Below are 25,031 nucleotides of genomic sequence, written 5' to 3' on the forward strand. Positions count from 1 at the left end.
AGATGAAATTGTATTAATTTTATTAATTGCAATGTATATTATAAATTATGGATTAGTCTGCATATAGACAGGAGAATGATTTCTTTAGGGGTTCAGTTTTGAATTCAGGTTTAGAGGTGGGTTTGACCTTATTAGCCCTGCGTAGTGAATACCTTGATTGACCCACTTTGTTCAAAGATGGCTTGCCATTTGTTCCCATAACCATTGCTACCGCCTGCTTTAGACGGTGATAAGCTTCCACTTAATGGTCTCGATTTTTATGAGTTTGCCGTCTGACCTGACCCATCAGAATCTATCCGTTGCTGGGTCAGATCATTACTTTTTGAAACATATGGAACAGCTGACTAAAGGATATTCAGCTGTCCGGTTACCACTTCACATTGATGCCAAGACGTCCGTTCCATGCTTCCCGGCCCTTGTTGTCCAGTGAATGGCTGTAGGCACCTGTGGCAAACAGCGAGACGTTGTCCGTAAACTGTGCCGTGATACCGGCACCAATCTCTGCCCATGTTCCACCAAGGTTAGACGGGATTGTCACACCGTTTAGCCCATAGGCATCAGTTGTTGTGGTCTTGCTGTTCCCCATAAACTCATGCCACACATTGGCTCTGACCCAGGTGGTGAGGGACTGCAATGAGGCTGTGCCGGATGTATCCCAGTTTTTGGCGATGCGTACGCCTAAACGCCCGCGCAGGCTATCACTGTTATCGAGATAGAACCGGCCATAAGCATCCGAGATATTGTCGAATGACATTGTCTGATAGGCCAGCTGAGCCTGTGGCTCAATCGTGAGGCCATTACCAAGGTTGAAGCTGTAGCCACCTTCAAGTGAGGCGATGAAGCCGAAGCCGTCTGGCTTGAGCTTCTGTCCATAAACAGATGTGGCATCGGCTGAATACCAGGTACCCTGAATGACGGCATCCGTGTACCAGCCCTGAGTGGCTTTGTGGGTCCAGTAGGCACCGATGGTATAGGCATCCATATCCACGTTACCAGCCTTACCGCCGTAGGCACCCTTCACATGGGCGTCAATATTGCCGTAGCCGAAGTAGATACCAACCTTATCTGTTCCTGCCTCTGTTTCCCGGCCATAGATATCGAGGCCGGCCTGAAGACCCGAGAAGGTATAGTTGTAGCTTGGGCCGTGGCGTTCAAAGCTGCCGGCATCACGAAAACCGCGATCTCCGATCAGACGGCCCCAGGCGCCGCCAAACCACTTCTGGTTATTGGCAGACTGCCGGGCCTCAGTTCTGATGACCTGACGTTTGCCGTTCTTGCCGCGGACGATACGCTCTTCAAAAACCGGTTCTGGTCGTACGGTAAGACCATCGCCGATACGCTCATGCATGGTGCCGAGCATGGCATAACCATATTCAATGGCAACCGGTGGGACAGAGGCGGCCAGTGGTACCTCCGGACGGTAGTTCGGGACTTCTACTGTTCCACCATTGTCACCAGGAATTGTTACCGTACTGCGCAGGTACCAGTTGCCATCGCTGCTATCGGCACCTTTGCCATTCTGATGAAGGGTATACTCATAAGCGCCGGTAGCTGCACGACTGCCAAGCTGGAAGGCGCCTGACGGAGAGTTACTTGCATCAAGTACTTCAACAACCTTGATACCATTACCAGTAGTCAATGCACCAAGCCCACCCAGATTGGTAATCAGGAGGCTGGTTGCGCCGCTGCCCATGACAACGCTGCCTGCAACAAGACGATCAGTTACTGAGTTATCAGCACCGAGTACTGTGTTCATGAGAATGGAGCCGCCATTGCTGGTGTAGGTATTTGTTACAGTAAGGGTTGTACCGGGAATACCTTTGATCTGAATGATACCAGCATTTGCCATACTTAGAATTGTCTGATCATAACCTGCAAGATTAAGAATTGCACCGTCACGAATGTCGTAGTCTGAGTTTAGGCTGAAAACATTGGTATTATTGGCCACTATTGTGCCGCCATAAACTATTGTAGGCCCTGCATAGGTACTTGCACCATCCATAACGGTTGTACCGTTATAATGATTAACCTGACCAGCTCCGCTGATAACAGGGCTAAAATGATAGCTGCCAGAAGTATCAGTGTGGTTGAAAACAAGAGTGCCATCACCATTACCGAAAACAAGAGAAGGTGTATCAAGGGCCCCCGGAGCAACAGCTGGAATACCTGCTGCCGCACCAATATTGATGATGCCTGATGACCCACTATCTTCGGCAACATAAACGGTTGTTGCGCTGACAGCACCACTATTGGAAACAGTAAGGCTTGCTGATCCAGAAAATCCAACAGACAGGTTGCCACTATTAATCCAGCGAGAGTTCATGCCAGTGACCAGAACCGTGCTTGCGCTGGATGGGTTCGCCCCCATGCGTACGAATGTATTTGAGACCAAACCGCCATCTGATACAATCATATTGCCGGTCCCGAAATATCCAACGAACAAGCCACCATTATTGAGCCACTGGGAACCGTTTCCGGTAACTCTGACCGTACCGTGGGCACCGGAATAAGTTCCGATATTCGAATATACATTCGATGAAAGTAAGCCACCATCTGAAATAGTCATAGATCCAGTACCGTACTGGCCGACATCTATTGTGCCGCTTGACGTCCATGTCGAACCGTTTCCTTTAATTTCAACGGTTCCGATGGAGCCTGCCTGAGCTCCGATATACGTAAATGTTGTATTTGATGTAACCAGACCGCCATCAGAGATGCTCAGAGAGCCTGTACCGGAAGATCCGATAAAAGAATAGAGACTGATAGACCATTGAGAGCCAGGGCCGATTACTGAGACAGATCCTGATGATCCGGCATCGTGGCCAATGATCCCGTATGTATTTGAGACCTGTCCCCCCGCGGATATGACTAGTGATCCGGAACCGGAACGTCCGACAGTCAAACTATTATTATTAAGCCACTGAGATCCGGGGCCAGTTACAGAGACAGATCCTGATGATCCGGCATCGTGGCCAATATACCCATGTGCATTTGTGACCAGACCGCCATCAGAAATAGTCAGAGAGCCAGTTCCGGTAAGTCCTGTATACAGACCATATATATTGTTCCATGTGGAGCCACTGCCGGTTACTTCAACTATGCCCGATGAGCCACCATCTCTACCAACATACCCCACGTCACTTGAAACCAGACCACCAGCCGAGACTGTCAGGTGACCTTCTCCATAAAGACCGGCGGATAAATTCCCGCTACTTACCCATTGGGAACCGACACCCGTTACAATAGCTTTACCTGTGGAGCCTGAATCCGCTCCAATAGTGCCATTGTGATTTGTGACTGAACCACCGTTAGAAACTGTCAGATATCCATCACCATAAAGACCGACATACAAAATGCCGTCATTAACCCACTGGGACCCTGTGCCAGTAACGGTTGCGGTGCCCGAAGAACCTGCATTGTAACCTATATATCCACCTGTATTTGAAACCTTGGCGCCATTGGAAACTGTCAGATTTCCATCACCATTAAACCCAACATAAACGCCATCACTGTTAATCCATTGGGACCCGGCTCCTGTGATAGTAACAGTACCTGAAGTGCCTGTATTGTGACCAATAGAACCCCAAGTATCGGTAACAATAGCAGCATTTGAAATTGTTAATGAACCATTTGCCGTATGCCCAATATAAAGCCAGTTGCCAATATGTAGTGGGGAAGTCTGTGTTCCTGGAACTGTCTCATCAGTATTGATGTAAACCTGAGCCTGTAAAGAAGATGATCCGGCTAGTATTGCGGCAATAGCAATTCCTGTATACCAGCCACGATGATTGAAAATTTTCATACCCCACTCCTGAAGAATTCTCTGTATTTCAGTGATGTTATAAATTCGTATGTAATGTTATAAAACAATTATTTTATGAAAGTATAATAATTTTTTATAATATTAAATTTTTAAATTTAAAAAATATCTAATTCTTTAATGATTTTATTGTTTAAGTGATTGTTTTTTAAAAAAATAAACCCTTCCTTTCAGATTGAAGGAAGGGTCATATTTTTGTTATTATTTATAAAATTTATGTCTTTTTATATTCAATGAATCGTTCGTCAAAGCATATGAATACGCACTCTAATATCTTACCACTTCACATTGATGCCAAGACGTCCGTTCCATGCTTCCCGGCCCTTGTTGTCCAGTGAATGGCTGTAGGCACCTGTGGCAAACAGCGAGACGTTGTCTGTAAACTGTGCCGTGATACCGGCACCAATCTCTGCCCATGTTCCACCGAGGTTAGACGGGATCGTCACACCGTTTAGCCCATAGGCATCCGTTGTTGTGGTCTTGCTGTTCCCCATAAACTCATGCCACACATTGGCTCTGACCCAGGTGGTGAGGGACTGCAATGAGGTTGTGCCGGATGTATCCCAGTCTTTGGCGATGCGTACACCCAAACGCCCGCGCAGGCTGTCACTGTTATCGAGATAGAACCGGCCATAAGCATCCGAGATATTGTCGAATGACATTGTCTGATAGGCCAGCTGAGCCTGTGGCTCAATCGTCAGGCCATTACCAAGGTTGAAGCTGTAGCCACCCTCAAGTGAGGCGATGAAACCGAAGCCGTCTGGTGTGAGCTTCTGGCCATAAACAGATGTGGCATCGGCTGAATACCAGGTACCCTGAATGACGGCATCCGTGTACCAGCCCTGAGTGGCTCTGTGGGTCCAGTAGGCACCGATGGTATAGGCATCCATATCCACGTTACCAGCCTTACCGCCGTAGGCACCCTTCACATGGGTGTCAATATTGCCGTAGCCGAAGTAGATACCAACCTTGTCTGTTCCTGCTTCTGTTTCCCGGCCATAGATATCAAGACCAGCCTGAAGACCCGAGAAGGTGTAGTTGTAGCTTGGGCCGTGGCGTTCAAAACTGCCGGCATCACGAAAACCGCGATCTCCGATCAGACGGCCCCAGGCGCCGCCAAACCACTTCTGGTTATTGGCAGACTGCCGGATCTCAGTTCTGATGACTTGACGTTTGCCGTTCTTGCCGCGGACGATACGCTCTTCAAAAACCGGTTCTGGTCGTACGGCAAAACCATCGCCGATGCGCTCATGCATGGTGCCGAGCATGGCGTAGCCATATTCGATGGCAACCGGTGGGACAGAGGCGGCCAGTGGTACCTCCGGACGGTAGTTCGGGACTTCTACTGTTCCATCATGTCCGCCAGAACTATTAGACATTGTACTGCGCAGGTACCAGTTCCCGTCACTATTATCTGTTTCGATGCCATTGTGATGCAAGGTATACTCATAGGCTCCGGCTGCAGCACGGTTTCCAAGCTGGAACGCATCAGCAGCAGAGTTGCTTGCATCCTGTACCTTGACCAGCATAATGCCGTTACCCGTTGTCAGGGCTCCAAGGCCGCCCACATTGCTAATGAAAAGGCTGGTTGCGCCGCTGCCCATGACAACGCTGCCTGCAACAAGACGATCAGTTACTGAGTTATCAGCACCGAGTACTGTGTTCATCAGAATGGATCCGCCATTGCTGGTGTAGGTATCTGTTACAGTCAGCACTGTGCCAGGGGAACCATTCATCCGGATAATTCCGGTATTGGTCAGACTAAGAATAGTCTGATTGTGTCCAGCGAAGTCCAGAGCAGCGCCACTGTAGACATTATAATCCGAGTTCGGGCTGAAGACATTAGTGTTTCCAGCAACCATTATCCCGCCATAGAGCGTTGTTGGCCCTGCGTAGGTGGTTGCTCCATCCATAATGGTTGTACCGCTGTAGTGGTCAACCTGCCCTGTGCCACTGATGGCTGCTGCAAAATGATAACTGCCAGAGGTATCGGTGTGATTGAAGACAAGGGTGCCATCACCATCGCCGAAGACAAGGGAAGGTGTATCAAGAGATCCCGGCGCAAGAGCTGGAATACCTGCTTCCGCACCAATATTGATCACACCTGAAGAGCCTGCATACTCAGCAAGATGGGCCTCTGTTGTCTTGACAGTGCTACCATCGGAGATAGTCAGAGATCCTGTACCGGAAAGGCCAACATATAAGGTGCCGCTATTGATCCATTGCGAACCTGCACCTGTGACTTCAACGCTACTGTTTGAACTGACAAATGATCCAATATAACCGATTGCATTTGAAACAAGGCCACCATCAGAGATATTTACATACCCGTTACTGAACTGCCCGACAGCGAGATTATCACTGTTAATCCATTGTGATCCTGCGCCGGTGACGATAACAGTCCCGCTGGAGCCGGCAAATGTTCCGATGTATCCGTATAAATTTGAGACCAGCCCACCGTTAGCAATTGTTAGATTTCCTATACCGGAGCGCCCGACATATAAGGCATTACTGTTGATCCACTGGGCGCCGGCTCCGGTAACAATAACATTGCCGGAAGAACCGGTTTCATATGAAATAAAACCAAATACATTTGAGACTACCCCGCCATTGGAGATAGTCAGGGATCCATTACCCATGCGTCCGACATAAATTTCATTGCTATTGAGCCACTGTGAGCCAGTTCCGGTAACTTCAGCAATACTGTTAGAGCCGGGATTTCCACCGATATACCCAATTGTATTTGAAACCAGCCCACCAACGGAGATTGTCAGATGAGCATTACCATTTACTCCGACAAATAATTCTTTGCTGAGAATCAGTTGCGAGCCGGATCCGGTGACTTCAATGGCACTGCCACTGGAGCCTGTTTCTGCTGCGATAGTCGCCTGCGTGCCTGAGGCTAGCGCGCCATCAGAGATAGTCAGTGTTCCCTTGCCGAAGCGTCCGACCAATATGACACCCCCACTGACTAATTGGGAACCGCTGCCGATGACTTTAACTGTCCCACTAGAAGTTGCATCTGTCGCGATTTCCACGAGCGTTCCTGCTGAGACCATAGCGCTATCGGAGATGGTCAGAGAAGCTGTGCCGGAATATCCGATAAAAAGCCTGCCGTAATTGGTCCACTGAGAACCGGTTCCTGTGACCGTAACCGCCCCCGCTGAGCCTGCATTGTGACCGATATACCCATCTGTATTTGAAACTTTACCGCTACCCAAAACCATCATCGATCCAGTAGAGGTGTAACCGATAGAAAGCGTGTTGCCGATGTTCCATGGTGAACTGTGAGTTCCAGGAACTGTCTCATCAGTATCAACATAGACTTGAGCATGCAGTGAAGATGAACCTGCCATTATAGCGATAGCAGCAATACTTGCATATAAATAGCAACGTTTAGAAATAAGCATATCCCCCTCTTTAATAATGGTTATAAATTTTATTATTATTGTGATTATAATTTTCATTAGAAAACTATCCTACTTATTTCCATAATTTTAACATGGATGATTTCAGATATGAATATTTTTTTTGATTTTATTATAATTATTTGAAGTTAATTTGAATTTTTGTATTTATTTTTGGCTATTTAGTAGTGCCAGAATTTCTTCTCTTTTAATAATTGCTACGTCATTCATTCCCTTGCCGACTAGTCCTTTATTCTCGGTGAGCAATAGTTCTTTCAGGTGAATACCATAGCCGTTTGGGAGGGAGAGTTCAAAATCAATACGAAGGCTAAATCTCTCTTCCGTGGTTTTAGCCTGTTCCAGCATATCATTAAGAATAGAAAGCGGAGCAAGGCTGATCAGGAGATCAAGATCAGAGTCTTCTTTGGAATAGGGCAGGCCGGTATAAAGTTCCATTGCCGTTGAGCCCCATAACCCCAAGCGCACATGCTGCTGCTGTGCCTCATTATAAAGAGCCTGATAAGCCGCGAGAGCGGCTGTTCTTGGTGTTGTTGATGGTGGAATTTCAAAAGGTGTCGTGACCTTCAGTATTTCATCGGGTCTAACCGCGGCGGCGAGGCGTAAACGGTCGCCATTATAACGCGTACAGGATGAAAAGCCGATGGGCACAAACCTTTGAGCCAGAGCCTCTGGATCACGGCGGACAATCCCTGGAATACGTGTGCCATTTTGGGATGGCAGCAGTGTTTCTTCAAGCTGCGCAAGGGTCGCACGGGTTTCCGGATTGGGGAGGAGCTCACGTAAGATACGTTCTCTTCCCGCATCCGTTACATCAATTAATGTATGCCGTGCATAGTCTGTCATTAGCGCTGCTTGACCCATGTCGGATCAGTCTTCGCGGTCTGTTGCAGGTCAAGCTGAGCCTTGACCATCAGATCAAAGAATTCTGTTTTCTCCGGCCCTTCAATCGTCATGACAACAGGTGGCACTTCATCCCGCTTTGTAATGCTCGGTACCAGTTCCAAAATGGTGTGAGGTGCATTGACCTGAACATTCGGGTCAACTTTCACAACACGGCTCTTAATGCGCAGGATCGTGCGGGCAACACGGTCAATGGAGACGGCTGAGGCAAGTGTCGTTGCCTTGATGTAGACTTCATATTCCGGATTTGTGCGCTCACGGCGATAGGTAATGATCTTGCCTTCCTGATTACACACGTGGCCACTTGTTCCGACAGGGAAACTGTCAGCCAGTGGCAGGCCACCAACAACCAGTTCCTTGAACTGTTCGCCGGCAGGAGAAGGGGCGAATGTAATGTCATTGCGCAGCGGGACACCATCAAGGGTCAGCCAGCCAAACTCCTGACAGCCGTAGATGTCGTGAATCTGCCAGCCATAAGGCTGGGCGGTCTCAATCAGGTCCAGATCAAGAGGTGTGCCAGCGGCAAAGACAATGACGTCACGTGGAATTTCAGATTCAAAACCAAGGTTCTTGGCATCTGTCAGAGCTGCACGGATAAAGCTGGACTCTCCAACGACAAGCTTTGGTTTGTCCTTGCAAAGTGAAACAACAAAGGCATCACGACTGGAACGTTTCAGGAAGTCCCATTCCATTTCGTGTTCGCGTAAGGAATGGACAGGGAAAACATTCACAAGTGGAGCATAGGTGATAAGAGCGCGAGCGCCTTTCGGCAGCCCTGCGAGCTCAAAAGCTTTTAGAGCGGCTTTAACCCGTGATTCAATCTCGGCATGCGTTACACCAACGATATTCTGGAAGGCAGTCGAACCTGTTGTGAAGGTCAGATAGGCGAGATTGAATGGGGTGTGTAATTCTTCAATAATATGGGCCGCTGTTGGCCCGGCAATGCCTTTATCGGCAAGGGTACGGCGCGGAACCTCTGGGAGAGTTGGGGCGGTTCCAAACTCATCAACGAACTGTTCAAGCTCTTCTAACTGTTTGGACATTCTGCGCTCCTTAATCGGGTTTTACTCTACTGAGGTCGCTTAAAAGGCATCCGGCCCCGTGTTGGGGCCGGATGTTTATTCATATCATGCAGACAGATATTTGTCTTCGACCGAAGCGAATTCTTTATTCATCACTTCGATTGCCTTAGCGCGGGCTGGACGGCCATTGCGCTCTGCACCAAGCTTGCCACGACCCCATGGGCCGAGCTCGTCATTTTTGCCAGCGAGCTTAAGCGCGCGGACTTCCTTGACGTGCTTGATAACAGCGTCACGCATGTCTGGAATATTTTCCACGATTTCTTCAACACCACCGAGGCGGTAGAAGAACTCTGGACCTGCAGCAAAGACAGGATTGTCTTTAGCAAGCGATTCCAAGAACTCGATGTCGAGACGTGTAATACGTGCCACACTGGTGATCGGCATAACGTGGATCATTGTGTGGTACTTGCTTGACAGCGAGATGATGTGGTCAGCCTGAAGACCATGGCAAAGGAAGGCACCGGAAATGGCGCGTCCAACCACGATAGCGACAATCGGATGACCGACGCGACGGGCTTCTGCCAGTGCCAGCTGATAGGCACCGGTGGACTTGTTCATTCCGAAGATTTCTTCCTGCTTGCCAGGACCGTTACCGGGGGTGTCGACGATGAGAACAAGCGGACGCTTCTGGTCAAGAGGCTTGTCTTTATCGGCTTCGATTGTGTTATAGACAGCCTTAGCCATCTTATAACCTTCCTCAAGACCAATAATACCAGCGTAAACAACCGGGAACTTCATGTTGGCAGCCATAGCATCGCTGGCGATAACCGTTACAGTTTCACCATCAAGCTTTGCTGTTCCAACAACGGCACCAGGGCCGAACTCAGGATCAGTGTTGGTCCATGCGCCGACAGTATTCTCGGTGAATGAACCCGGATCCAAAATCATGTCAATGGCGAGACGCCCTTGACCCATCATTGTTTCCAATTCCATAACTTAATCTCCTCAGCCGAGCTGCAGACGTTTGACGTTCTTCAAGAAGTCGCTGACGTTCATATCGATCAGAGCGTCTGGATTTTCGTTACCGGCGTATTTCCATACGTCTTTCGAATCCTTTGGCTTCAGTTCGACAGAAAGGGCAACGCCCTTCAGCTGCTTCTCGATCAGTGGCAGGGTGCCGATGCGTTCCATGGCAGGAATGCTGGAGTATGGCTGAGCCAATACATCAGCAAGCTGCGTATGGAATGCGCCGATTGAGTCTTCAACGAGGAAGTTTGCATCACCCATGATGTACTTATGCTTGCCGCCTGTTGTGCGGTAAACGAGAGCACGGTCAGAAGAGTCAAACTCGTCTTTACCCATTTCTTGTTCGATAACTTCTGGTCCTGTCAGACCAATACGACCGAACTGGCTCATGATGATGACGTCTGTTGCAGCTGCTACGAAGCCCATACCACCGAAGGCACCAACGCGGCTGCCGATAACGGCAATCACTGGAACCTTGCCACGGCAAGCCTGGATTTGATCCATAAGCTCAGCGTGAGCGAGAAGACCGGCGTTAGATTCATGCAGACGGACACCACCTGTTTCAAAGGAGATGACAGCAGCAGGGCGCTTGTCTTCTGGGCATGTTCCACCATGCTTAGCTGCGATCTTCTCGTAGCTTTCAAGCGCAAGGCGGATTGTGTTGACGAGCTTGGCACCGTGGACTTCACCAACAGCACCACCGATGAACTTGCCTTCCTGGGAGGCAACGAAAACCGGACGCTTGCCGATGAGGCCAACGCCTGTAACGATACCATCATCAGCTTCGATGGCTTCGCCCATCAGAGGCAGGTGAGGGCTGCTGAGACGATCAAACGGGCCAGCGAGCTCTGTGAAGGTGCCTTCATCTACGAGACCATAAGCACGGGTACGTGCATTGGAATCGAAGAAGCTGCGTTCCTGTAGTTCTTTCCAATTTTTCATTGTCAAACCTTTCACGCTTAGCCTGAAATCTCGGCCAATGCCTGACGCATACGCATTGACACGACAACCGGTGTGGCGTTGTTGTCATTGATTTCGAAGTGGACGTCACCAATCTGTGTGTCCATCACGAAACGCTCAAGAACGCGCTTCCAGACTTCTTCAAAGCCAGAAACCGGAGTTACGACTGTGAAGGTGGCCTTTCCGCCCTGATCCTTCTTTTCAATGAGCACTTCCATATCGCCGGAACCGACGACACCATAGTGCGACTGACCAACCGGCAGACCTTTCGGATTGTCGGCTTTATATTCAAAGTTGAATGTTAATAACTGTTTAGCCATTTCAAACCTCTAGCTTACCAATTTCTGAAGCGTGCAGGTGGGTTGTAGAGGCCATCAGACCACTCAACCAGTTCCTTCACGTTCTTAGCTGCGAGCAGCGAGCGGTTGGCTCTGCCACGATCGATACCGAGATCTTCCGGTGTCTGGATAATGCCACGTTCGCGAAGGTCTTTTGTGATCTTCGGATTGGCCTGCAGACCGATCTCTGTGTAACCAGCAACACCACGGATGGCGTTCATGCGCTCTTCGAGGCCGCGGCACTTATGAAGGAAGGCAATACCTTCTTCAGAAATGATGTGCGTCACGTCATCGGAGTAGACCATGATTGGCGGCATATCGAGGCCAGCGTTCTTCTGCAACTTAACAGCGTCGAGTTCATCAACGTATGCAGGCTGCATCTTCTCAAGGAAGGTTTCTGCCATCTGAACGACGAGACGCTTACCGCGTGGCATCGTACCGATGTATTCTTCCTGCTGACCAAATTCTTCACCACACTTCAGCCATGCTGGCGTTGCGTGACGACGACCCTTGGCATCACAGCCCATGTTTGGAGCGCCACCGAAACCGGCAACACGGGTAGCTGTAGCAGCACTACTGTTACCGTATTTATCGATCTGGAGCGTACCGCCGATGAACATGTCGATGGCATAGTGACCAGCTGTCTGGCTGTAGGCGCGGTTTGAACGCATTGTTCCATCTGGACCGATGAAGAAGACATCGGAACGGGCGGCACAATAATCGGCCATACCAAGCTCACCGCCGAAGCTGTGAATTGAGTCAACCCAACCAGATTCAATAGCTGGAATAAGTGTTGGGTGGGGGTTCAGGGCGAAGTGGTTACAAATCTTACCCTTTAGGCCCAGCTCTTCACCGTATGTCGGCAGAAGAAGTTCGATAGCAGCTGTATAGAAGCCGATACCGTGGTTGAGACGCTGAATGCCATATTCCTTATAGATACCTTTCAGAGCCATCATGGCCATCAGGATCTGGGAATCGGTGATCGCAGCTGGATCACGTGTAAACAGTGGCTCAACATAGAAAGGCTTCGGAGATTCAACAACGAAGTCGACCCAGTCGCCTGGAATGTCAACACGTGGCAGTTTGTCAACGATTTCGTTAGCCTGAGCAATAACGATACCCTGACGGAACTTGGCAGCCTCGACAACAACCGGAGTGTCTTCGGTGTTGAAACCTGTGTAGAGGTTACCTTCACGGTCAGCCTGATAGGCACAGACCATGGACACGCGTGGTGTCAGGTCGATGAAGTAACGGGCAAAAAGCTCGAGATAGGTGTGAATAGCACCCAGCTTAAGTTTACCTTCGTTGATAAACTCAGCAACCTTACCACCCATCGGGCCAGCATAGGCGAAGTCGAGCTTGCTGGCGATGCCCTTCTCGAAGAGTTCGAGGAAGACCGGCAGCGGAGCAGCCGACTGAACCATGTGAAGGTCGTTGATCTTGGAGATATCAACTTTCGATAGGCATTCGGCAAGAAAGTCAGCCTGCTTCTGGTTGTTACCTTCCAGATTGACCTTATCACCAGCTCTGATGACAGCTTCCAGAAGCTGAACAGTATCAGCAGCATCGATTTCCTTTCCTCTGCGACGCAGAGGAATGGCATCTTTCATGCGCTCTTCGTATTCAGTTCTGAGAGTATCCCATTTCCTTTTTACTTTACTCATCTTCACTTCCCTTCATCTCAATGGGGCGGAGAGATCATCTTGACGGGCAAAAGAGATTTCGCCCGCGTCCACATTCTGAACAATGCCACTGTCAAAACGGATGCTGAGGCCACCGTCGGGTGTAAGGCCAATGGCCTCACCGTATTCGGCGGTTGCAGCATCTGACAGGAGGATGCGTTGTCCAATAGTACAGTTTCGGCTCAGCCAGGCATCACGAATGGATGTGAAACCCTGAGTGGACCAAACTGCTAACCATTCATCAAGCTTCTGAACGACAGCTTCGAGTAGGAGAACCTTGTCGATCTCTTTTCCTTCTAGCGCTATTGCGAGAGAGGTTGCACGATCTGTCAGTTCGGAAGAGAAATCCGTTGTTTGCTGGGAGACATTGATGCCGACACCGAAAACAAGGGTGTGAACATCGTCACGGTTATTCGAATAACCAACCGGGTTCTCAACCAGAATGCCGCAGATTTTTCGGCCATTGATCAGCAGATCATTTGGCCATTTCACCTTGGGAGCCAGCCCTGTGGTGGCTTCAATACCATCGGCGACAGCAACGGCGGCAACCAGCGTTGCTTGAGGTAAATTTTCCAGATTGATTTTGACTGTACGGATTGCAGAGAACAGTAACCCCAGATTTGAGCGGGATTCCCATCTGCGATCATAGCGCCCCTGTCCAGCTGTCTGACGCTCCGAAACAATCACTGAATCACCCGACTGACCAGTGGCAATCAATCTGGCTGCCTCCCGGTTCGTTGAATCAATAACTTGATGTCGAATGATCTTCATTTTTAATCCAAACTGAATAATTCAGCGGGGTGGAGTGGGGCCCCGTAGGGCACCACTTTTAGTCAATCTCTGGGCTGATCAGAGCAGCCAGCCATTTGTAGCGATCATCACGCCGGTGATGATGGCTGTCGTGATAACACCACAGATGGATGTGCCCATGGCGATTGGCATGATGATGCAGTATGGGTTGTTCTCCATAGCGATCTTCTGTGCAATCTTTGGTGTTGTTGGCATACAGGAAACGCCGGCAATACCAACAAGTGGGTTAAATTTACCCTTTGTGAGCCAATAGAAGATCCAGCCACCGACCAGGCCACCAACACCAGATACTGCCAGAGCAACAACACCGATGATGACGAGCTTGAAGACTGTGTCGTTCAGGAGTGTGCTTGCATCACAGAGAACACCGAGGAGCAGACCCATGAAGAAGGTTGCGCCATAGAGCAATGTGGATTCAAGCAGGTTCTGCAGAGGCTCAATTTCAGCTTCTTTGATAGCTACGCCAATGAAGAATGAAAGGATCAAAGGAGAAGCAACTGGCAGAAGAAGGCAAAGCAAAGCGCACAGAATGACAGTCATCAGGAACTTTGTCTTCTTAGAGACATCAGGAACATCAAATTCCATGTCAACGCCACGATACTTGGCTGGAACCATCATCTTAATCAGGTATGGGTACCCGACATAGGTGAGGGAGAGGTACAGGTAAGCAATAACGGCGATCGGCACGAACAGGTCTTTTGCAAGCATAAGAGATGCAAAGAGAACCATTGGGCCGTCGGCACCACCGATGATGGCAGCAGAGATAGCCGCACCAGAGCTCAGGCCCATCCATTTACCAACGACGAGAGCGAAGAAGGTACCAAGCTCACCGAAGAGAGCGATTGTCATACATGCCCATGGGCGAACCAGAATAAAGCTGATTTCGCTGAGCACGCCGATACCCATGAACACGATACAGGCGATCAGTGCATTACTGAATGACAATGTGTAAATTGGCTGCAGGAAGTTGATCTGCATGATGTTAACCAAGTCACTTGGGTCAGACACCATTGGATCAAGGATAATATTGCCGATCTTGGAGAGATCATTTGCGTCCATGAAAAGAACGCCAGCATTAATTGCAATCATACCAAGACCCATAGGGATCATGATAAGTGGCTCAAGAACTTTCTTAAACCCATAATATGCAAGAATAAGCCCAAAAATAATCAAGCCAACGCGCGTACATGCGATGACTGGAGATTGATAGAATAGCGTGGCTATTCCCGGAAAGATTTGAACAAGTTGATCTGTCATTTTTATAGCCCTCTACGGCAATTTCTGTAGTTATTTTCCAACTACTTTATTGATCCCAATAATGATCGCGATAACCCCGAAGGAAATCACGATGGTCATGCCGTAGGTTACGGCTGCATATTCAATAGGTCCCATTTTTTTCCTCTTAGTCTTTAATTTCTGCTACTCTTATGTTTTACTTGATCACATTATTTTTCTTGGAAAATTACCTTTTTCGAGAAGGTACAAGGCTATTGTCATAGCCAGTAAATCGGCACAGCCCCCCGGGCTGAAATTATCTGCCGAGAACTTCATATCCATTTGTCTAACTGTATTTCTTCCCGCTTCTGTCAACATGCCTCCCTGCGATAAAGCAGATTGTGCCGCCTGCTGAGCTGATTTTAGGAAATCAGGTCCACGGCGCCAAAGAATTGTGGTGTCTTCAACCATTGTCAGCAGGCTGATCAGTGTATGGGCAAAAGCATCATTCAATGATAGTCCATTGTCCAGGGCATTTACGAGAGCAGGCATGCCTGCATTGATAATTGAGGGCAGGCCGTCTTCAACCTCGCCGCGAACACCCCGTGCACCATAACGTTTATAAAGTTGTTCGCCTGCAGTTTCTTTGCGTTCGACGTTTTCTTCCAGAGATGAAAGCTCTCTTTCTACCAGTCCTTCACACATGGTTGAAAGGCCAGCACAGACGTCTAGGTGAGAAAGAGTTGAGCTCTCGGTTGTCTGGAACAACTTCCCGGAAACACCTGAAAGCAAACCTCCCAAAAAGAGTGCGCCTCTTTGGGTATTTACGTTCTTTGTTTTGTTTAAGAGGTGCTTCTCAAAACTCTTTCCGATTGTGCGGAGCGTGGGGAGGAGCGTGGGGAAATCTGCTGTGTGGGTGAATCCGGCATCTGCACAACAGTAAAATGCCTGAGAAATAGCTGCAGACCCAACCATGAATGTCATGTGGGTCATATCGTTGTGTGCACCATTGGAGCGGGGTGTAACAAGGCCAGGCTTTGGATGTGTGCCGGCTTCAAGTAGAACACCGCTGAGAAAGGCTTCGCCAACAGAAAGAAGGCGGTTGCACGCTGGATGCTCGCCCATATTTCCTAAAGCACTTTCTGTCCGCATAGTTAGCATAGGAGAACTCTCCTACCGCATCACCATGTCACTATAATCACAATCGGCAGCTAGATAAGGATCACTGAACCACTTTTAATTCACGTTCCTATCATAGACCTTTAAATACTTTTAAAGCAAGTATTCTGCTGTAGAGGTCCGGTCTTTTTTTGAACGAGTATCTGGCTTTTAAGAAAAGCAGTGGATACATATGCCACATACAATATGTCCTTTATTTTTCAGTAGGTTAAGAATTAATTTAGAATTTTTTTCTTCAAAATAAAAATGTAAATTTTGAAGGGAATTTTGGGGTGGAAAACATTTAATATCAAATAGTTACATTGTGTTTTCTTAGTGTTTATTTGTGTGCTAATTTGTCACACGTCCAATTCTGGGTTACATAGCGGGAGGTAATTGCCTAAATTCAAATAGAGGCATATTGTGTACCTGTGATCGTGTGAAATTAAGTTTTGTGCTGATTGTGATATAGTGATTAAGTGAGCAGCAGGACGTGAGGTTCCTGTGCTTTATAGTATCAGAGACTTACGGTATCCAAGCTTTCTGACGTTAAAGAGCCCCCATTCGGTATGCCGTTTGGTCGAAGGAGTTTCTTTTTCTTCATTGTCGACTGTGGATAGGAAGCCTGTTCTCAATACCAATCATTCCAGTCAGTTCGTACCCAATAAGAATTTGCTTCTTAATGCGTTTTCCGGTTTGGATCGGTTTATTGCATTCTTGGGTGCAAAGATTATGTTTGCTCTAAATATTGAAATATCAGTCTCCCTTCAGTGGGGGCGGATCGTGGGTATCAAAGATACTCGAATTGGCTTGTTGCCATTAAACGAGGCGAAAGCCTTTTGAACTAAGGAGAAAGACTATGGAAGTCAAAGCTCGTATGCCTGGTAAAGTTGACGAAGTTAAGGTGAAGGTCGGTGATGCTGTTGAGCAGAACTCCGTTCTCATGATCGTTGAAGCCATGAAGATGAAGACACCAGTTGGTGCTCCTCAGGCTGGTACAGTTAAGGAAATTAAGGCAGCTGGTGACCGCGTCAGTGCTGGCGACGTTCTCGCTGTTATTGAATAATTTCTGACCTTGTGGGCCTGATTTCAGGCCCACAAGTTTTTGGCATTTCATCTTGGGAGGATGATAATGGCTATTTATGGGGTAGCACTATTAAGTGCATGTATGTTCATCGGTGTCTGGATTGGTAGTACACTGGGCTATGCCCTTGGACTGCCATCGGACGTTGGTGGTGTCGGTTTTGCCATGGTTGTCCTGATGTTGGCGTCAGAATACGCTGACAAAAAAGGCTGGATGACTGATGCTGCAAACTCTGGCATTAAGTTCTGGAGTGCCATGTACATTCCAATCGTGGTTGCTATGGCCATGAACCAGAATGTTGTCGCTGCTATTAAAGGCGGCCCATGTGCTATTCTCGCTGGCATTGGTGCTGTTGTTGTAATGTTCGCTTTGGTCCGCCCGCTTGCTGCGATGGTTAAGCCATCAGAAGATTGGGAGGGCTAAATCATGGAACTTATCAATATTGCTCAGAAAATTCTAATCAGCAATGGCCTTGTAATGGCCTTCATCTTTGTCGGTGTTGTCATGTGGCTTTGCTACAAGTTTTCCGACATCGTTCTGAAGGGCCGTATTCACGGCTCGGCTATTGCGATTGCCGTTGGTCTGGCTCTTGCTTACATCGGTGGTGAAATCACTGGCGGTAAGAAGGGTCTTGCAGACGTTGCCATGTTCGGTGGCGTTGGTGTCATGGGTGGTAGCATGTTGCGTGACTACGCAATTATTTCTACTGCTTTTGGTGCCAAGCTCTCGGAAATTAAAAAGGCTGGTCTGGCAGGCATCCTTGCTCTGTTCATCGGTATTATCCTTGCCTATGTTGTTGGTGCTGTTGTTTCTTATGCGTTCGGTTACACCTCAGCAGAAGAAATGGCTACAATTGGCGGTGGCGCAGCTACCTTCATCGTTGGCCCTGTAACAGGCGCCGCACTTGGTGTTGGTTCTGATATTGTTGCCATGAGCATTGCAGCTGGTGTGGTCAAGTCCATTCTGGTCATGATTGTGACACCTCTTGTTGCTCCGCTTGTTGGCCTCAACAATCCTCAGACAGCTATTGTTTATGGTGGTCTGATGGGAACAACCAGTGGTACGGCTGCAGGTCTTGCTGCAACGGATCCACGTCTGGTTCCATATGGTGCTGTGGTTGCAACCTTCTATACCGGCTTTGGTTGCTTGTTAGTACCATCTGTTCTCTACTTCGCTACAAAGGCGATTATGGGTTAACAGATACCACAACTGATAATTGAAACTCTGGTAGCGATTAAGTTCGCTACCAGAGTTTTTTTGTTATTTGTGCGCCTAAGGTGTGGCGTTGCATCCGATTGTTTTAGGTGTGAAGTTCATTTATAGTTACATATAGGGTCTGTGCCGAATGAAATGGCAAGCGTTTGTAGGAACGGCGAAAATATGACGAAGAAGACGAGAAAACTCAGTGTTCAGGGTACTCCGGTTTATCGGAGTTTTAGCCGTGCCAATAAAAAGTTTTTGCTTATTCTGCTTCTTTTGGGCTTCCTCGCCAGCCTTGCGTATCAAAAATATACGGGTCAATCAATTATACCGGCACCTGCGACAACACAGCAATAATCGCCCATAACGCGGAAAGGGCACGCGATGGAAATAAAGCTTACACGTATCGGGAAAATTGCAATTCTTGCGGCACTCAGTGATGAGAGTGAAGAAGAAACAATTAAGGCAGATGTCCTTGCCGGGAACAATAATATCCGCCTTGCTGTTACATTTATTTCCGGTACGCGCGGTAAGATCAATGAAACCTTCACGCGTAACATTCTGAATGCCGCTATCCAGAATAACGTCATCCGCAAGACACCAGGGCAAATGCATGCCGTTTTACATGCTGCTCTTGAAGCTTTGCAGGGGGTCACACCGCAGACAACCTCTGTCTCAAGCAGTGTAAAGGTTAAAGTTGCGATCTGCACAGATGGGGTCTGGCTTGCTGTTGCAGCTTATGGTGACTCTGCCGTGTCACCGTTTACCAACCATGAGCGATGTGGTTTTGGTATCATGCATCTTTGATGCATTTTAAAGCCGCTGCAGATTAGTCAGCGGCTTTTTTGTTATGATCAGCCCTGTTGAGGTGAGCAGAAAATCGGAAAGATATTTTTCTTTGCCAGTAAGGGCATAGGATCAATCTTCTGCTGTGATACGCCGTGGTCAAACCAGCCAAAGCGCCCAACCAGAATCATATCTTCCTTGCGCTGAAAATTCTGCAGGATATCTGTTGGCTCACCATTCTGGCGGCAAAGGGAGTAATTCACCTGAGCCTGAGCCGCAGTTTCCTTAAAAAACTGGACTGTCTCTTCCAGGGCAAGCTTCGCGCGCTCAAGCAGTTGAGACCGGAGTTTGGCAGCATAGTAATTACCACCGGCCGGAATAAACCCGACATTGTCGAGCCGTTTGGCATCAATGGTTGCAATTCCTACGAGCTCTGCGGAAATTTCCTTTGCCATAATGACGGCATCAAGAATGGCAGCTTTCCCATAGGCACCACTCGTCAGCGCAACGATAATACGCCGCGGTGTATCTTTGCTTGTCTGGAAAATATCCTGAGATGGACGTGTTGAATCTTCAGCCCAACCATCGCAATCATTCATTTGGACTGCGTCGGATCGGATAGTCATAGCCAGCATAGAAGTTTCCTCCTACCGCTCACCATGTCACATAATCACAATCGGTAACCTTGAAGAATAATACTTGAGCACAAGTTCACAATAAAACCTATACAGGTTTATCCCTTATAAAACAAGCTTCGATCCGGTATTATTAGTTTTATGGTATCAAATGACTGTTCTGAAAAAATAAAAGCGGCCGAAAGGCCGCTCTTTATCCTTTTTATGCTGATGCAATATTACTGAGCTTCTGTCTCAGAGATACCGCCGTCAACATAGTGACCTTCTGCATCATCAGGCTCATCCGGGCCGGCGCCGAGAACGACGACACGTGTACCGGTTGGGACGCGGCTGAACAGATCAAGGATATCCTGATTGAACAGACGGATACAGCCAGAGGAGACACGTTCACCAATTGACCATGGCTCATTTGTACCGTGGATACGGTAGAGGGTGTCTGAACCACCCTTGTAGAGGTAAAGTGCACGAGCACCGAGTGGATTGGCGATACCACCCTTGAGACCACCTGCATACGGGCCATAGCGTTTTGGCTCACGTTTGATCATTGCAGCGGTTGGGGTCCATGATGGCCAGGTTGCCTTACGGCCAACATAGGCACGGCCCTCAAAAGCCAGGCCAGCTTTAGCGACGCCGATACCATAACGCATGGCTTTACCTTCACCCATAACAAGGTAGAGGAAGCGGGCACGTGGGTCGACGATAATGGTGCCAGTTGGCTCACGTGTTTCGTAATCAACCATCTGACGGAGATTACGACGCTTGATTTCTGCAACATTAATTGCAGGGACATCAACGCCATTATCATGAACCGCAGCATAAAGGTGGGCCATATCAGCATTGACCATGTTAGGGTCGGTTTGCTGGGATGGAGAGGCACAGGCAGCGGCAAGAAGAGGTAACCCAACCGCAACGACGAGGCGCTGGAATACCGTTTTTATTGAACTTGTTTTACACGTTGCGACTGTCACCTCAGTCTCCTTAAATTCACACATCTGTTTCATCCCTCTGCCGACTGGCAGAATATGGCTGGCTAAGAGCCATTCATGTTTTTTCTGTGGCAAGAAATTAATCATTCCTAGTGGTGTAGCAGACTTGTTACACTAAGGCTGGTCATCCCGTGCTTACAAAAATATGTTACAATGCATTTCGCTCAAGCTTGTCATCTAAATGAAATGCATTCAAAAACTTAGTCTTCGGTCTAGTCTCTATTTCTAAACATTTTGCTAATCGTTAATTTGGTTTATTCTGCTTCTTAATTTGTAAATAAAATCAAATAATTAAATGGTTTATTGTTGTTTTCTTGATGCCTTGTGCAAATGAAACCAGAAGCGACTACCAAGTAAAATGAAGAGAATCAGCGCATAGATTAAGGGCCATGTGATATCGCGTTTAACCAGCCACCAGTAATGTACAACGCCCAGCGTAGCACTGACATAAACCAGTTTGTGCAGATTGGTCCATTGTTTCCCAAGACGTCTGATCCAGCCACGTGTTGAGGTGATGGCAAGCGGGAGCATCAGCAGTAATGCGGCCATACCGACTGTGATATAGGGACGTTGAAAAATATCCTGAATAATGTCGTTGAAACGGAATACCTTATCAAAAGCCAGATAAGCCAAGATATGAAGTACGCCATAAAAGAAGGCAAATAATCCAAACATACGCCTGTATCTGATGAGCCAGTTCCAGTGGGTCAGGCGTCTTGCTGGCGTGATAAGGAGCGTGAGCATCAGAAAATTGATACACCAATCTCCAGTGATATGTTCAATTGTCTGGGCAGGATTTGCACCCAGATCAAGTGGGGCTTGAAAGTAGAACGCAGATATCAACTCTGTTGCAAGCTTCAAGGCTGGAAGTAATGCCAGAAGAAAGACAACTGGTTTGGTTACTCCGATAATGTCCGGTTTCTTCATGTTCGGTGATATGCTCAATAATATTTTGATAAATCCATGCCTGTATAAAGCGATGCTACCTGATCAGCATATCCATTAAATGGCAGAGTGGGTTGCGAGGCAAACAGATTAGGGAGTGCCCGTTCGTATTGCTGGCTCCAGCGCGGATGACTGACGGCGGGGTTCACATTGGCATAAAACCCATATTCCTGCGGCTGAATTTCCACCCATGATGTTTTGGGCTGTTTCTCAACGAATGCAATACGAACAATAGATTTCGCACCTTTGAACCCATATTTCCAAGGCACGATCAGGCGAATAGGTGCTCCATTCTGATTGGGAAGCAGATCACCATACAAGCCTACGGTGAGCAGTGTCAGGGGATGCATGGCTTCATCTATCCGCAGGCCTTCCTTGTATGGCCAGTCGATGATGGGATAGCGGAGGCCGGTCATATTCTCTTTTTGGACAACAGTTGTGAATTCAACGTATTTTGCCTTGCTTGTCGGGTTCACAAGCTTGGCAAGTTCCCGGAATTCGAAACCAATCCACGGTACAACCATTGACCATGCCTCAACACAACGGAACCGATAGACACGCTCCTGTAGCGGGAGTTTCAGCAAGTCATCAATGTCAAATATTCTGGGTGTCTCAACTTCGCCAGTAACCTCAACAGTCCATGGTCGTGTCACCAGTCGTTCCGCGTAGCGTGACGGAGATGATTTATCCGTCCCGAATTCGTAATAATTATTATAGGTACTGATAATATTCTTGGCCGTTGGTGTTACATCTACGCTAAAATCTTTATTGCGCGTTGCGGGTAATGTTCCATCAATCTGAGCAGCATGTAGCTGTTTTGGAGACAGGCCCATGCTTGCCGCTGCCAGAGTACCTCCTGCAGCTGCCATAAAGGAACGCCTGTTAAGGAAGATATCTTTCGGTGTAATTTCCGATGACGGTATATGGTCTTTGAAGTGGGCCATGATCTTCTCAATCCATATTTAAAAATTAAGATTTTCGATGTTCTTTAGAAATATATATCAATGACATCAAACATAAAGACTTGGTCAATAGACAAGTTATGTGCGACAGCATAACAAGTCACCCTGTAGGTTTTTACGTTTAAGAGTGACTTCTGGATTATAGAAAAGCCAGTTTATGGGCTCTGGGGAATAAGAATGTTCGATAACAGTTTTGTTTTTACACTCTCTTGTGAAGATCGGCCAGGAATTGTTTCGGCCGTTACAACAGAGCTATTCAAGATTGGCGCCAATATTGCCGAGAGTAATCAGTTCTGGGATCGTCAGACAAACCAGTTCTTCATGCGTATTGCATTCACATGCCCGCCAAGTGTTACATACGAGGAAATAGAGCGTGCTCTCGCGCAGCCATCCCAACATTTTGGCATGACCACCAAGTTGATTAACGGTGCCCGTAAGCCAAAGATACTGATCATGGTTTCAAAGTTTGACCATGCTATGTTGCATCTTCTCTACCAAATTAAGGTTGGCTGGCTGGGGGCTGAGGTCGTCGCAATTGTCTCCAACCATGATGACAGCCGCGCAACTGCCGAGCTTAATGGCATTCCGTATTATCTGTTACCCGTGAAAGCTGAAACCAAGAGGGTACAGGAAGCAAAGCTTCTGGAAATTATCGAGCAGAGTGGTGCCGAACTTGTGGTTCTGGCACGCTATATGCAGGTTCTTTCTGATGATCTGTCGCGCATACTCTCTGGCCGGGTGATTAATATTCATCATTCATTCCTGCCGAGTTTCAAGGGGGCAAAGCCTTATCATCAGGCCTATGACCGTGGTGTGAAACTGATTGGTGCCACGGCCCATTATGTAACGGCTGATCTTGATGAAGGGCCGATTATCGAACAGGAAACGCAGCGTGTGACTCATGCCATGAGTGCTGATGATCTTCTGGCAACAGGACGCGATATTGAGAGCCGTGTATTGGCTCGTGCCGTCAAAAACCATGTTGAGAGCAGGGTTCTGCTGAATGGCCGAAAGACGGTTGTCTTCTCTTCCTGATCCAAAGAGCCCCCGTTTTCGGGGGCTTTCTTTATTAACCAACTATTAACTTTAAGCGTCAGTTCCTCTGTCCTGTTAAGGCGCTGTTTACCGGTAGGGCATTTATCTTGGCTGTATACCCGTGAGTGGGATTTGATTTCGTTCATTCCGGCAAATGCTGGAATGGATCTCGCAATCAAGGATATCAAATGCTGATATCCATGCTCTAAAAGGCTGGTTGCCAGATCGAAGATGGTACAACAGGATAAAGAAGGAGCCGCGATATGAAACGCTTGCTTGTTACTCTTCTTGCCGCAACAGGTCTGAGCAGCGCAGCATTCGCATCTGACCTGCCATACGGCAGCAACAACAATTACTATGCTCCGGCACAGTCCTTTACATGGGCTGGTTTCTACGCAGGTCTGAATGCCGGCTATGGCTGGAACACCAGCGATGATAACAAGATTAACGACCATTTCGGTACGCTTTCTTACGGCGGAAGCAAGAAAAGCGACGGTTTTACCGGTGGTCTGCAGATTGGTTATAACTTCCAGTCCGGTAGCATTGTCTATGGTCTTGAAGCTGACCTGAATATGGCCAACCTCAGACGCCGTGACTCCGGTTTCGGAAACTATACCGGCAAGGCTGAAACATATTCTGTTTCCAGCAAGACAAGCTGGTTCGGTACAATCCGCCCACGTCTCGGTTTTGCTGTAACGGATCGGTTCCTGGTTTTTGCAACTGGTGGTCTGGCTTACGGTAAGGTTAAGCTGAACAGTGAATATCAGACAGGTTTTTATCAGCTTGGTGGCAATAATGATGACATGCGTTGGGGCTGGACCCTTGGCGCAGGTGTTGAATATGCCATTACCAATAACCTGACCATTAAGGGCGAATATGCTTATATCGACCTTTCTGACAAAAGCCATACATGGCAGGGCCGTACAAACTTTAACGCAATGACTGTTAAAGACTCTCCGAGTTTTCAGGTTCTGCGTGCTGGTGTGAACTACAAGTTCTGAGCCAGAATCAAAATATATGATTTTCAAGAGCGGTGGGG

At 48.0% G+C, this 25,031-nt stretch carries 21 protein-coding genes; 6 read left to right on the forward strand and 15 right to left on the reverse strand.

Annotated features, from left to right (window positions below; all coding sequences use genetic code 11):
• Positions 1–367: 367 nt before the first annotated feature.
• The 11 genes from WJT86_RS11080 to WJT86_RS11130 form a co-directional block, all read right to left on the reverse strand.
• Positions 368–3,802: an autotransporter outer membrane beta-barrel domain-containing protein gene (locus tag WJT86_RS11080; protein ID WP_346337637.1), complete on the reverse strand. Its 3,435-nt coding sequence runs from the start codon at positions 3,800–3,802 to the stop codon at positions 368–370.
• 293 nt (positions 3,803–4,095) lie between these two features.
• On the reverse strand, positions 4,096–7,230 hold the full coding sequence (locus tag WJT86_RS11085; RefSeq protein ID WP_346337639.1) for an autotransporter outer membrane beta-barrel domain-containing protein: 3,135 nt from the start codon (positions 7,228–7,230) through the stop codon (positions 4,096–4,098).
• Between the two features lie 165 nt (positions 7,231–7,395).
• Positions 7,396–8,091, reverse strand: a complete 696-nt coding sequence (mdcG, locus tag WJT86_RS11090) for a malonate decarboxylase holo-[acyl-carrier-protein] synthase (protein ID WP_346337640.1) — start codon at positions 8,089–8,091, stop codon at positions 7,396–7,398.
• On the reverse strand, positions 8,091–9,191 hold the full coding sequence (locus WJT86_RS11095) for an acyl carrier protein (RefSeq protein ID WP_346337641.1): 1,101 nt from the start codon (positions 9,189–9,191) through the stop codon (positions 8,091–8,093). The genes mdcG and WJT86_RS11095 overlap by 1 nt, the downstream gene beginning before the upstream one ends.
• Before the next feature lie 84 nt (positions 9,192–9,275).
• Positions 9,276–10,163, reverse strand: coding sequence for a biotin-independent malonate decarboxylase subunit gamma (mdcE, locus tag WJT86_RS11100; protein ID WP_346337642.1), 888 nt, complete (start codon positions 10,161–10,163; stop codon positions 9,276–9,278).
• Between the two features lie 12 nt (positions 10,164–10,175).
• On the reverse strand, positions 10,176–11,138 hold the full coding sequence (locus WJT86_RS11105) for a biotin-independent malonate decarboxylase subunit beta (RefSeq protein WP_346337643.1): 963 nt from the start codon (positions 11,136–11,138) through the stop codon (positions 10,176–10,178).
• Positions 11,139–11,155: 17 nt separating this feature from the next.
• Positions 11,156–11,476, reverse strand: coding sequence for a malonate decarboxylase acyl carrier protein (gene mdcC / locus WJT86_RS11110; protein WP_346337644.1), 321 nt, complete (start codon positions 11,474–11,476; stop codon positions 11,156–11,158).
• A gap of 14 nt (positions 11,477–11,490) precedes the next feature.
• Positions 11,491–13,158, reverse strand: coding sequence for a malonate decarboxylase subunit alpha (mdcA, locus tag WJT86_RS11115; RefSeq protein ID WP_346337645.1), 1,668 nt, complete (start codon positions 13,156–13,158; stop codon positions 11,491–11,493).
• 12 nt (positions 13,159–13,170) lie between these two features.
• A complete protein-coding gene (locus WJT86_RS11120) occupies positions 13,171–13,947 on the reverse strand; it encodes a biotin--[acetyl-CoA-carboxylase] ligase (protein ID WP_346337646.1) in 777 nt (258 codons plus the stop codon).
• Between the two features lie 78 nt (positions 13,948–14,025).
• Positions 14,026–15,243 (reverse strand): Na+-transporting malonate decarboxylase, carboxybiotin decarboxylase subunit, encoded by a 1,218-nt coding sequence (madB, locus tag WJT86_RS11125; RefSeq protein WP_346337647.1) that lies wholly within the window; start codon positions 15,241–15,243, stop codon positions 14,026–14,028.
• Between the two features lie 183 nt (positions 15,244–15,426).
• Positions 15,427–16,362, reverse strand: a complete 936-nt coding sequence (locus WJT86_RS11130) for a triphosphoribosyl-dephospho-CoA synthase (protein WP_346337648.1) — start codon at positions 16,360–16,362, stop codon at positions 15,427–15,429.
• An 856-nt stretch (positions 16,363–17,218) separates the two neighbouring features.
• On the opposite strand from WJT86_RS11130, the gene WJT86_RS11135 reads away from it, so the two are divergent.
• The 4 genes from WJT86_RS11135 to WJT86_RS11150 all read left to right on the forward strand — a co-directional run bounded on the left by WJT86_RS11135 (position 17,219) and on the right by WJT86_RS11150 (position 19,450).
• Positions 17,219–17,425, forward strand: coding sequence for a biotin/lipoyl-containing protein (locus tag WJT86_RS11135; RefSeq protein ID WP_346337649.1), 207 nt, complete (start codon positions 17,219–17,221; stop codon positions 17,423–17,425).
• Between the two features lie 66 nt (positions 17,426–17,491).
• Positions 17,492–17,866 (forward strand): malonate transporter subunit MadL, encoded by a 375-nt coding sequence (gene madL / locus WJT86_RS11140; RefSeq protein WP_346337650.1) that lies wholly within the window; start codon positions 17,492–17,494, stop codon positions 17,864–17,866.
• A 3-nt stretch (positions 17,867–17,869) separates the two neighbouring features.
• A complete protein-coding gene (gene madM, locus WJT86_RS11145; protein ID WP_346337651.1) occupies positions 17,870–18,640 on the forward strand; it encodes a malonate transporter subunit MadM in 771 nt (256 codons plus the stop codon).
• A 387-nt stretch (positions 18,641–19,027) separates the two neighbouring features.
• Entirely contained in the window at positions 19,028–19,450 is a 423-nt protein-coding gene (locus WJT86_RS11150) for a HutP family protein (RefSeq protein ID WP_346337652.1), read from the forward strand.
• A gap of 47 nt (positions 19,451–19,497) precedes the next feature.
• Here WJT86_RS11150 and WJT86_RS11155 read toward each other — a convergent pair whose 3' ends face one another.
• The 4 genes from WJT86_RS11155 to msrP all read right to left on the reverse strand — a co-directional run bounded on the left by WJT86_RS11155 (position 19,498) and on the right by msrP (position 22,939).
• Positions 19,498–20,028 (reverse strand): hypothetical protein, encoded by a 531-nt coding sequence (locus tag WJT86_RS11155; RefSeq protein ID WP_346337653.1) that lies wholly within the window; start codon positions 20,026–20,028, stop codon positions 19,498–19,500.
• Positions 20,029–20,282: 254 nt separating this feature from the next.
• The gene (locus WJT86_RS11160; protein ID WP_346337654.1) at positions 20,283–21,056 is read right to left on the reverse strand and encodes a L,D-transpeptidase; all 774 of its coding nucleotides are present in this window, start codon (positions 21,054–21,056) and stop codon (positions 20,283–20,285) included.
• A gap of 294 nt (positions 21,057–21,350) precedes the next feature.
• Positions 21,351–21,977 carry a protein-methionine-sulfoxide reductase heme-binding subunit MsrQ gene (locus WJT86_RS11165; RefSeq protein ID WP_346337655.1) on the reverse strand — a complete coding sequence of 209 codons (627 nt, stop codon included), beginning with the start codon at positions 21,975–21,977 and terminating at the stop codon, positions 21,351–21,353.
• Between the two features lie 14 nt (positions 21,978–21,991).
• Positions 21,992–22,939 carry a protein-methionine-sulfoxide reductase catalytic subunit MsrP gene (gene msrP / locus WJT86_RS11170; RefSeq protein WP_346337656.1) on the reverse strand — a complete coding sequence of 316 codons (948 nt, stop codon included), beginning with the start codon at positions 22,937–22,939 and terminating at the stop codon, positions 21,992–21,994.
• A gap of 195 nt (positions 22,940–23,134) precedes the next feature.
• On the opposite strand from msrP, the gene purU reads away from it, so the two are divergent.
• Positions 23,135–23,992, forward strand: a complete 858-nt coding sequence (gene purU / locus WJT86_RS11175) for a formyltetrahydrofolate deformylase (protein ID WP_346337657.1) — start codon at positions 23,135–23,137, stop codon at positions 23,990–23,992.
• A 263-nt stretch (positions 23,993–24,255) separates the two neighbouring features.
• Positions 24,256–24,993, forward strand: a complete 738-nt coding sequence (locus tag WJT86_RS11180; RefSeq protein ID WP_346337658.1) for an outer membrane protein — start codon at positions 24,256–24,258, stop codon at positions 24,991–24,993.
• Positions 24,994–25,031 lie beyond the last annotated feature (38 nt).

It is taken from the genome of Hohaiivirga grylli, from assembly GCF_039655745.1.
Taxonomy (GTDB): domain Bacteria; phylum Pseudomonadota; class Alphaproteobacteria; order Rhizobiales; family Beijerinckiaceae; genus Hohaiivirga; species Hohaiivirga grylli.

Excerpts from the sequence above, each read along its gene's own strand:
- WJT86_RS11135 (WP_346337649.1), top strand. The coding sequence starts at position 17,219 with ATGGAAGTCAAAGCTCGTATGCCTGGTAAAGTTGACGAAGTTAAGGTG.
- WJT86_RS11130 (WP_346337648.1), bottom strand. The coding sequence starts at position 16,362 with ATGCTAACTATGCGGACAGAAAGTGCTTTAGGAAATATGGGCGAGCAT.
- WJT86_RS11095 (WP_346337641.1), bottom strand. The coding sequence starts at position 9,191 with ATGTCCAAACAGTTAGAAGAGCTTGAACAGTTCGTTGATGAGTTTGGA.
- WJT86_RS11120 (WP_346337646.1), bottom strand. The coding sequence starts at position 13,947 with ATGAAGATCATTCGACATCAAGTTATTGATTCAACGAACCGGGAGGCA.
- madL (WP_346337650.1), top strand. The coding sequence starts at position 17,492 with ATGGCTATTTATGGGGTAGCACTATTAAGTGCATGTATGTTCATCGGT.
- WJT86_RS11160 (WP_346337654.1), bottom strand. The coding sequence starts at position 21,056 with ATGTGTGAATTTAAGGAGACTGAGGTGACAGTCGCAACGTGTAAAACA.
- WJT86_RS11150 (WP_346337652.1), top strand. The coding sequence starts at position 19,028 with ATGGAAATAAAGCTTACACGTATCGGGAAAATTGCAATTCTTGCGGCA.
- mdcG (WP_346337640.1), bottom strand. The coding sequence starts at position 8,091 with ATGACAGACTATGCACGGCATACATTAATTGATGTAACGGATGCGGGA.
- WJT86_RS11105 (WP_346337643.1), bottom strand. The coding sequence starts at position 11,138 with ATGAAAAATTGGAAAGAACTACAGGAACGCAGCTTCTTCGATTCCAAT.
- WJT86_RS11080 (WP_346337637.1), bottom strand. The coding sequence starts at position 3,802 with ATGAAAATTTTCAATCATCGTGGCTGGTATACAGGAATTGCTATTGCC.
- WJT86_RS11165 (WP_346337655.1), bottom strand. The coding sequence starts at position 21,977 with ATGAAGAAACCGGACATTATCGGAGTAACCAAACCAGTTGTCTTTCTT.
- WJT86_RS11180 (WP_346337658.1), top strand. The coding sequence starts at position 24,256 with ATGAAACGCTTGCTTGTTACTCTTCTTGCCGCAACAGGTCTGAGCAGC.
- madM (WP_346337651.1), top strand. The coding sequence starts at position 17,870 with ATGGAACTTATCAATATTGCTCAGAAAATTCTAATCAGCAATGGCCTT.
- mdcA (WP_346337645.1), bottom strand. The coding sequence starts at position 13,158 with ATGAGTAAAGTAAAAAGGAAATGGGATACTCTCAGAACTGAATACGAA.
- WJT86_RS11085 (WP_346337639.1), bottom strand. The coding sequence starts at position 7,230 with ATGCTTATTTCTAAACGTTGCTATTTATATGCAAGTATTGCTGCTATC.
- msrP (WP_346337656.1), bottom strand. The coding sequence starts at position 22,939 with ATGGCCCACTTCAAAGACCATATACCGTCATCGGAAATTACACCGAAA.
- purU (WP_346337657.1), top strand. The coding sequence starts at position 23,135 with ATGTTCGATAACAGTTTTGTTTTTACACTCTCTTGTGAAGATCGGCCA.
- mdcC (WP_346337644.1), bottom strand. The coding sequence starts at position 11,476 with ATGGCTAAACAGTTATTAACATTCAACTTTGAATATAAAGCCGACAAT.
- mdcE (WP_346337642.1), bottom strand. The coding sequence starts at position 10,163 with ATGGAATTGGAAACAATGATGGGTCAAGGGCGTCTCGCCATTGACATG.
- madB (WP_346337647.1), bottom strand. The coding sequence starts at position 15,243 with ATGACAGATCAACTTGTTCAAATCTTTCCGGGAATAGCCACGCTATTC.
- WJT86_RS11155 (WP_346337653.1), bottom strand. The coding sequence starts at position 20,028 with ATGAATGATTGCGATGGTTGGGCTGAAGATTCAACACGTCCATCTCAG.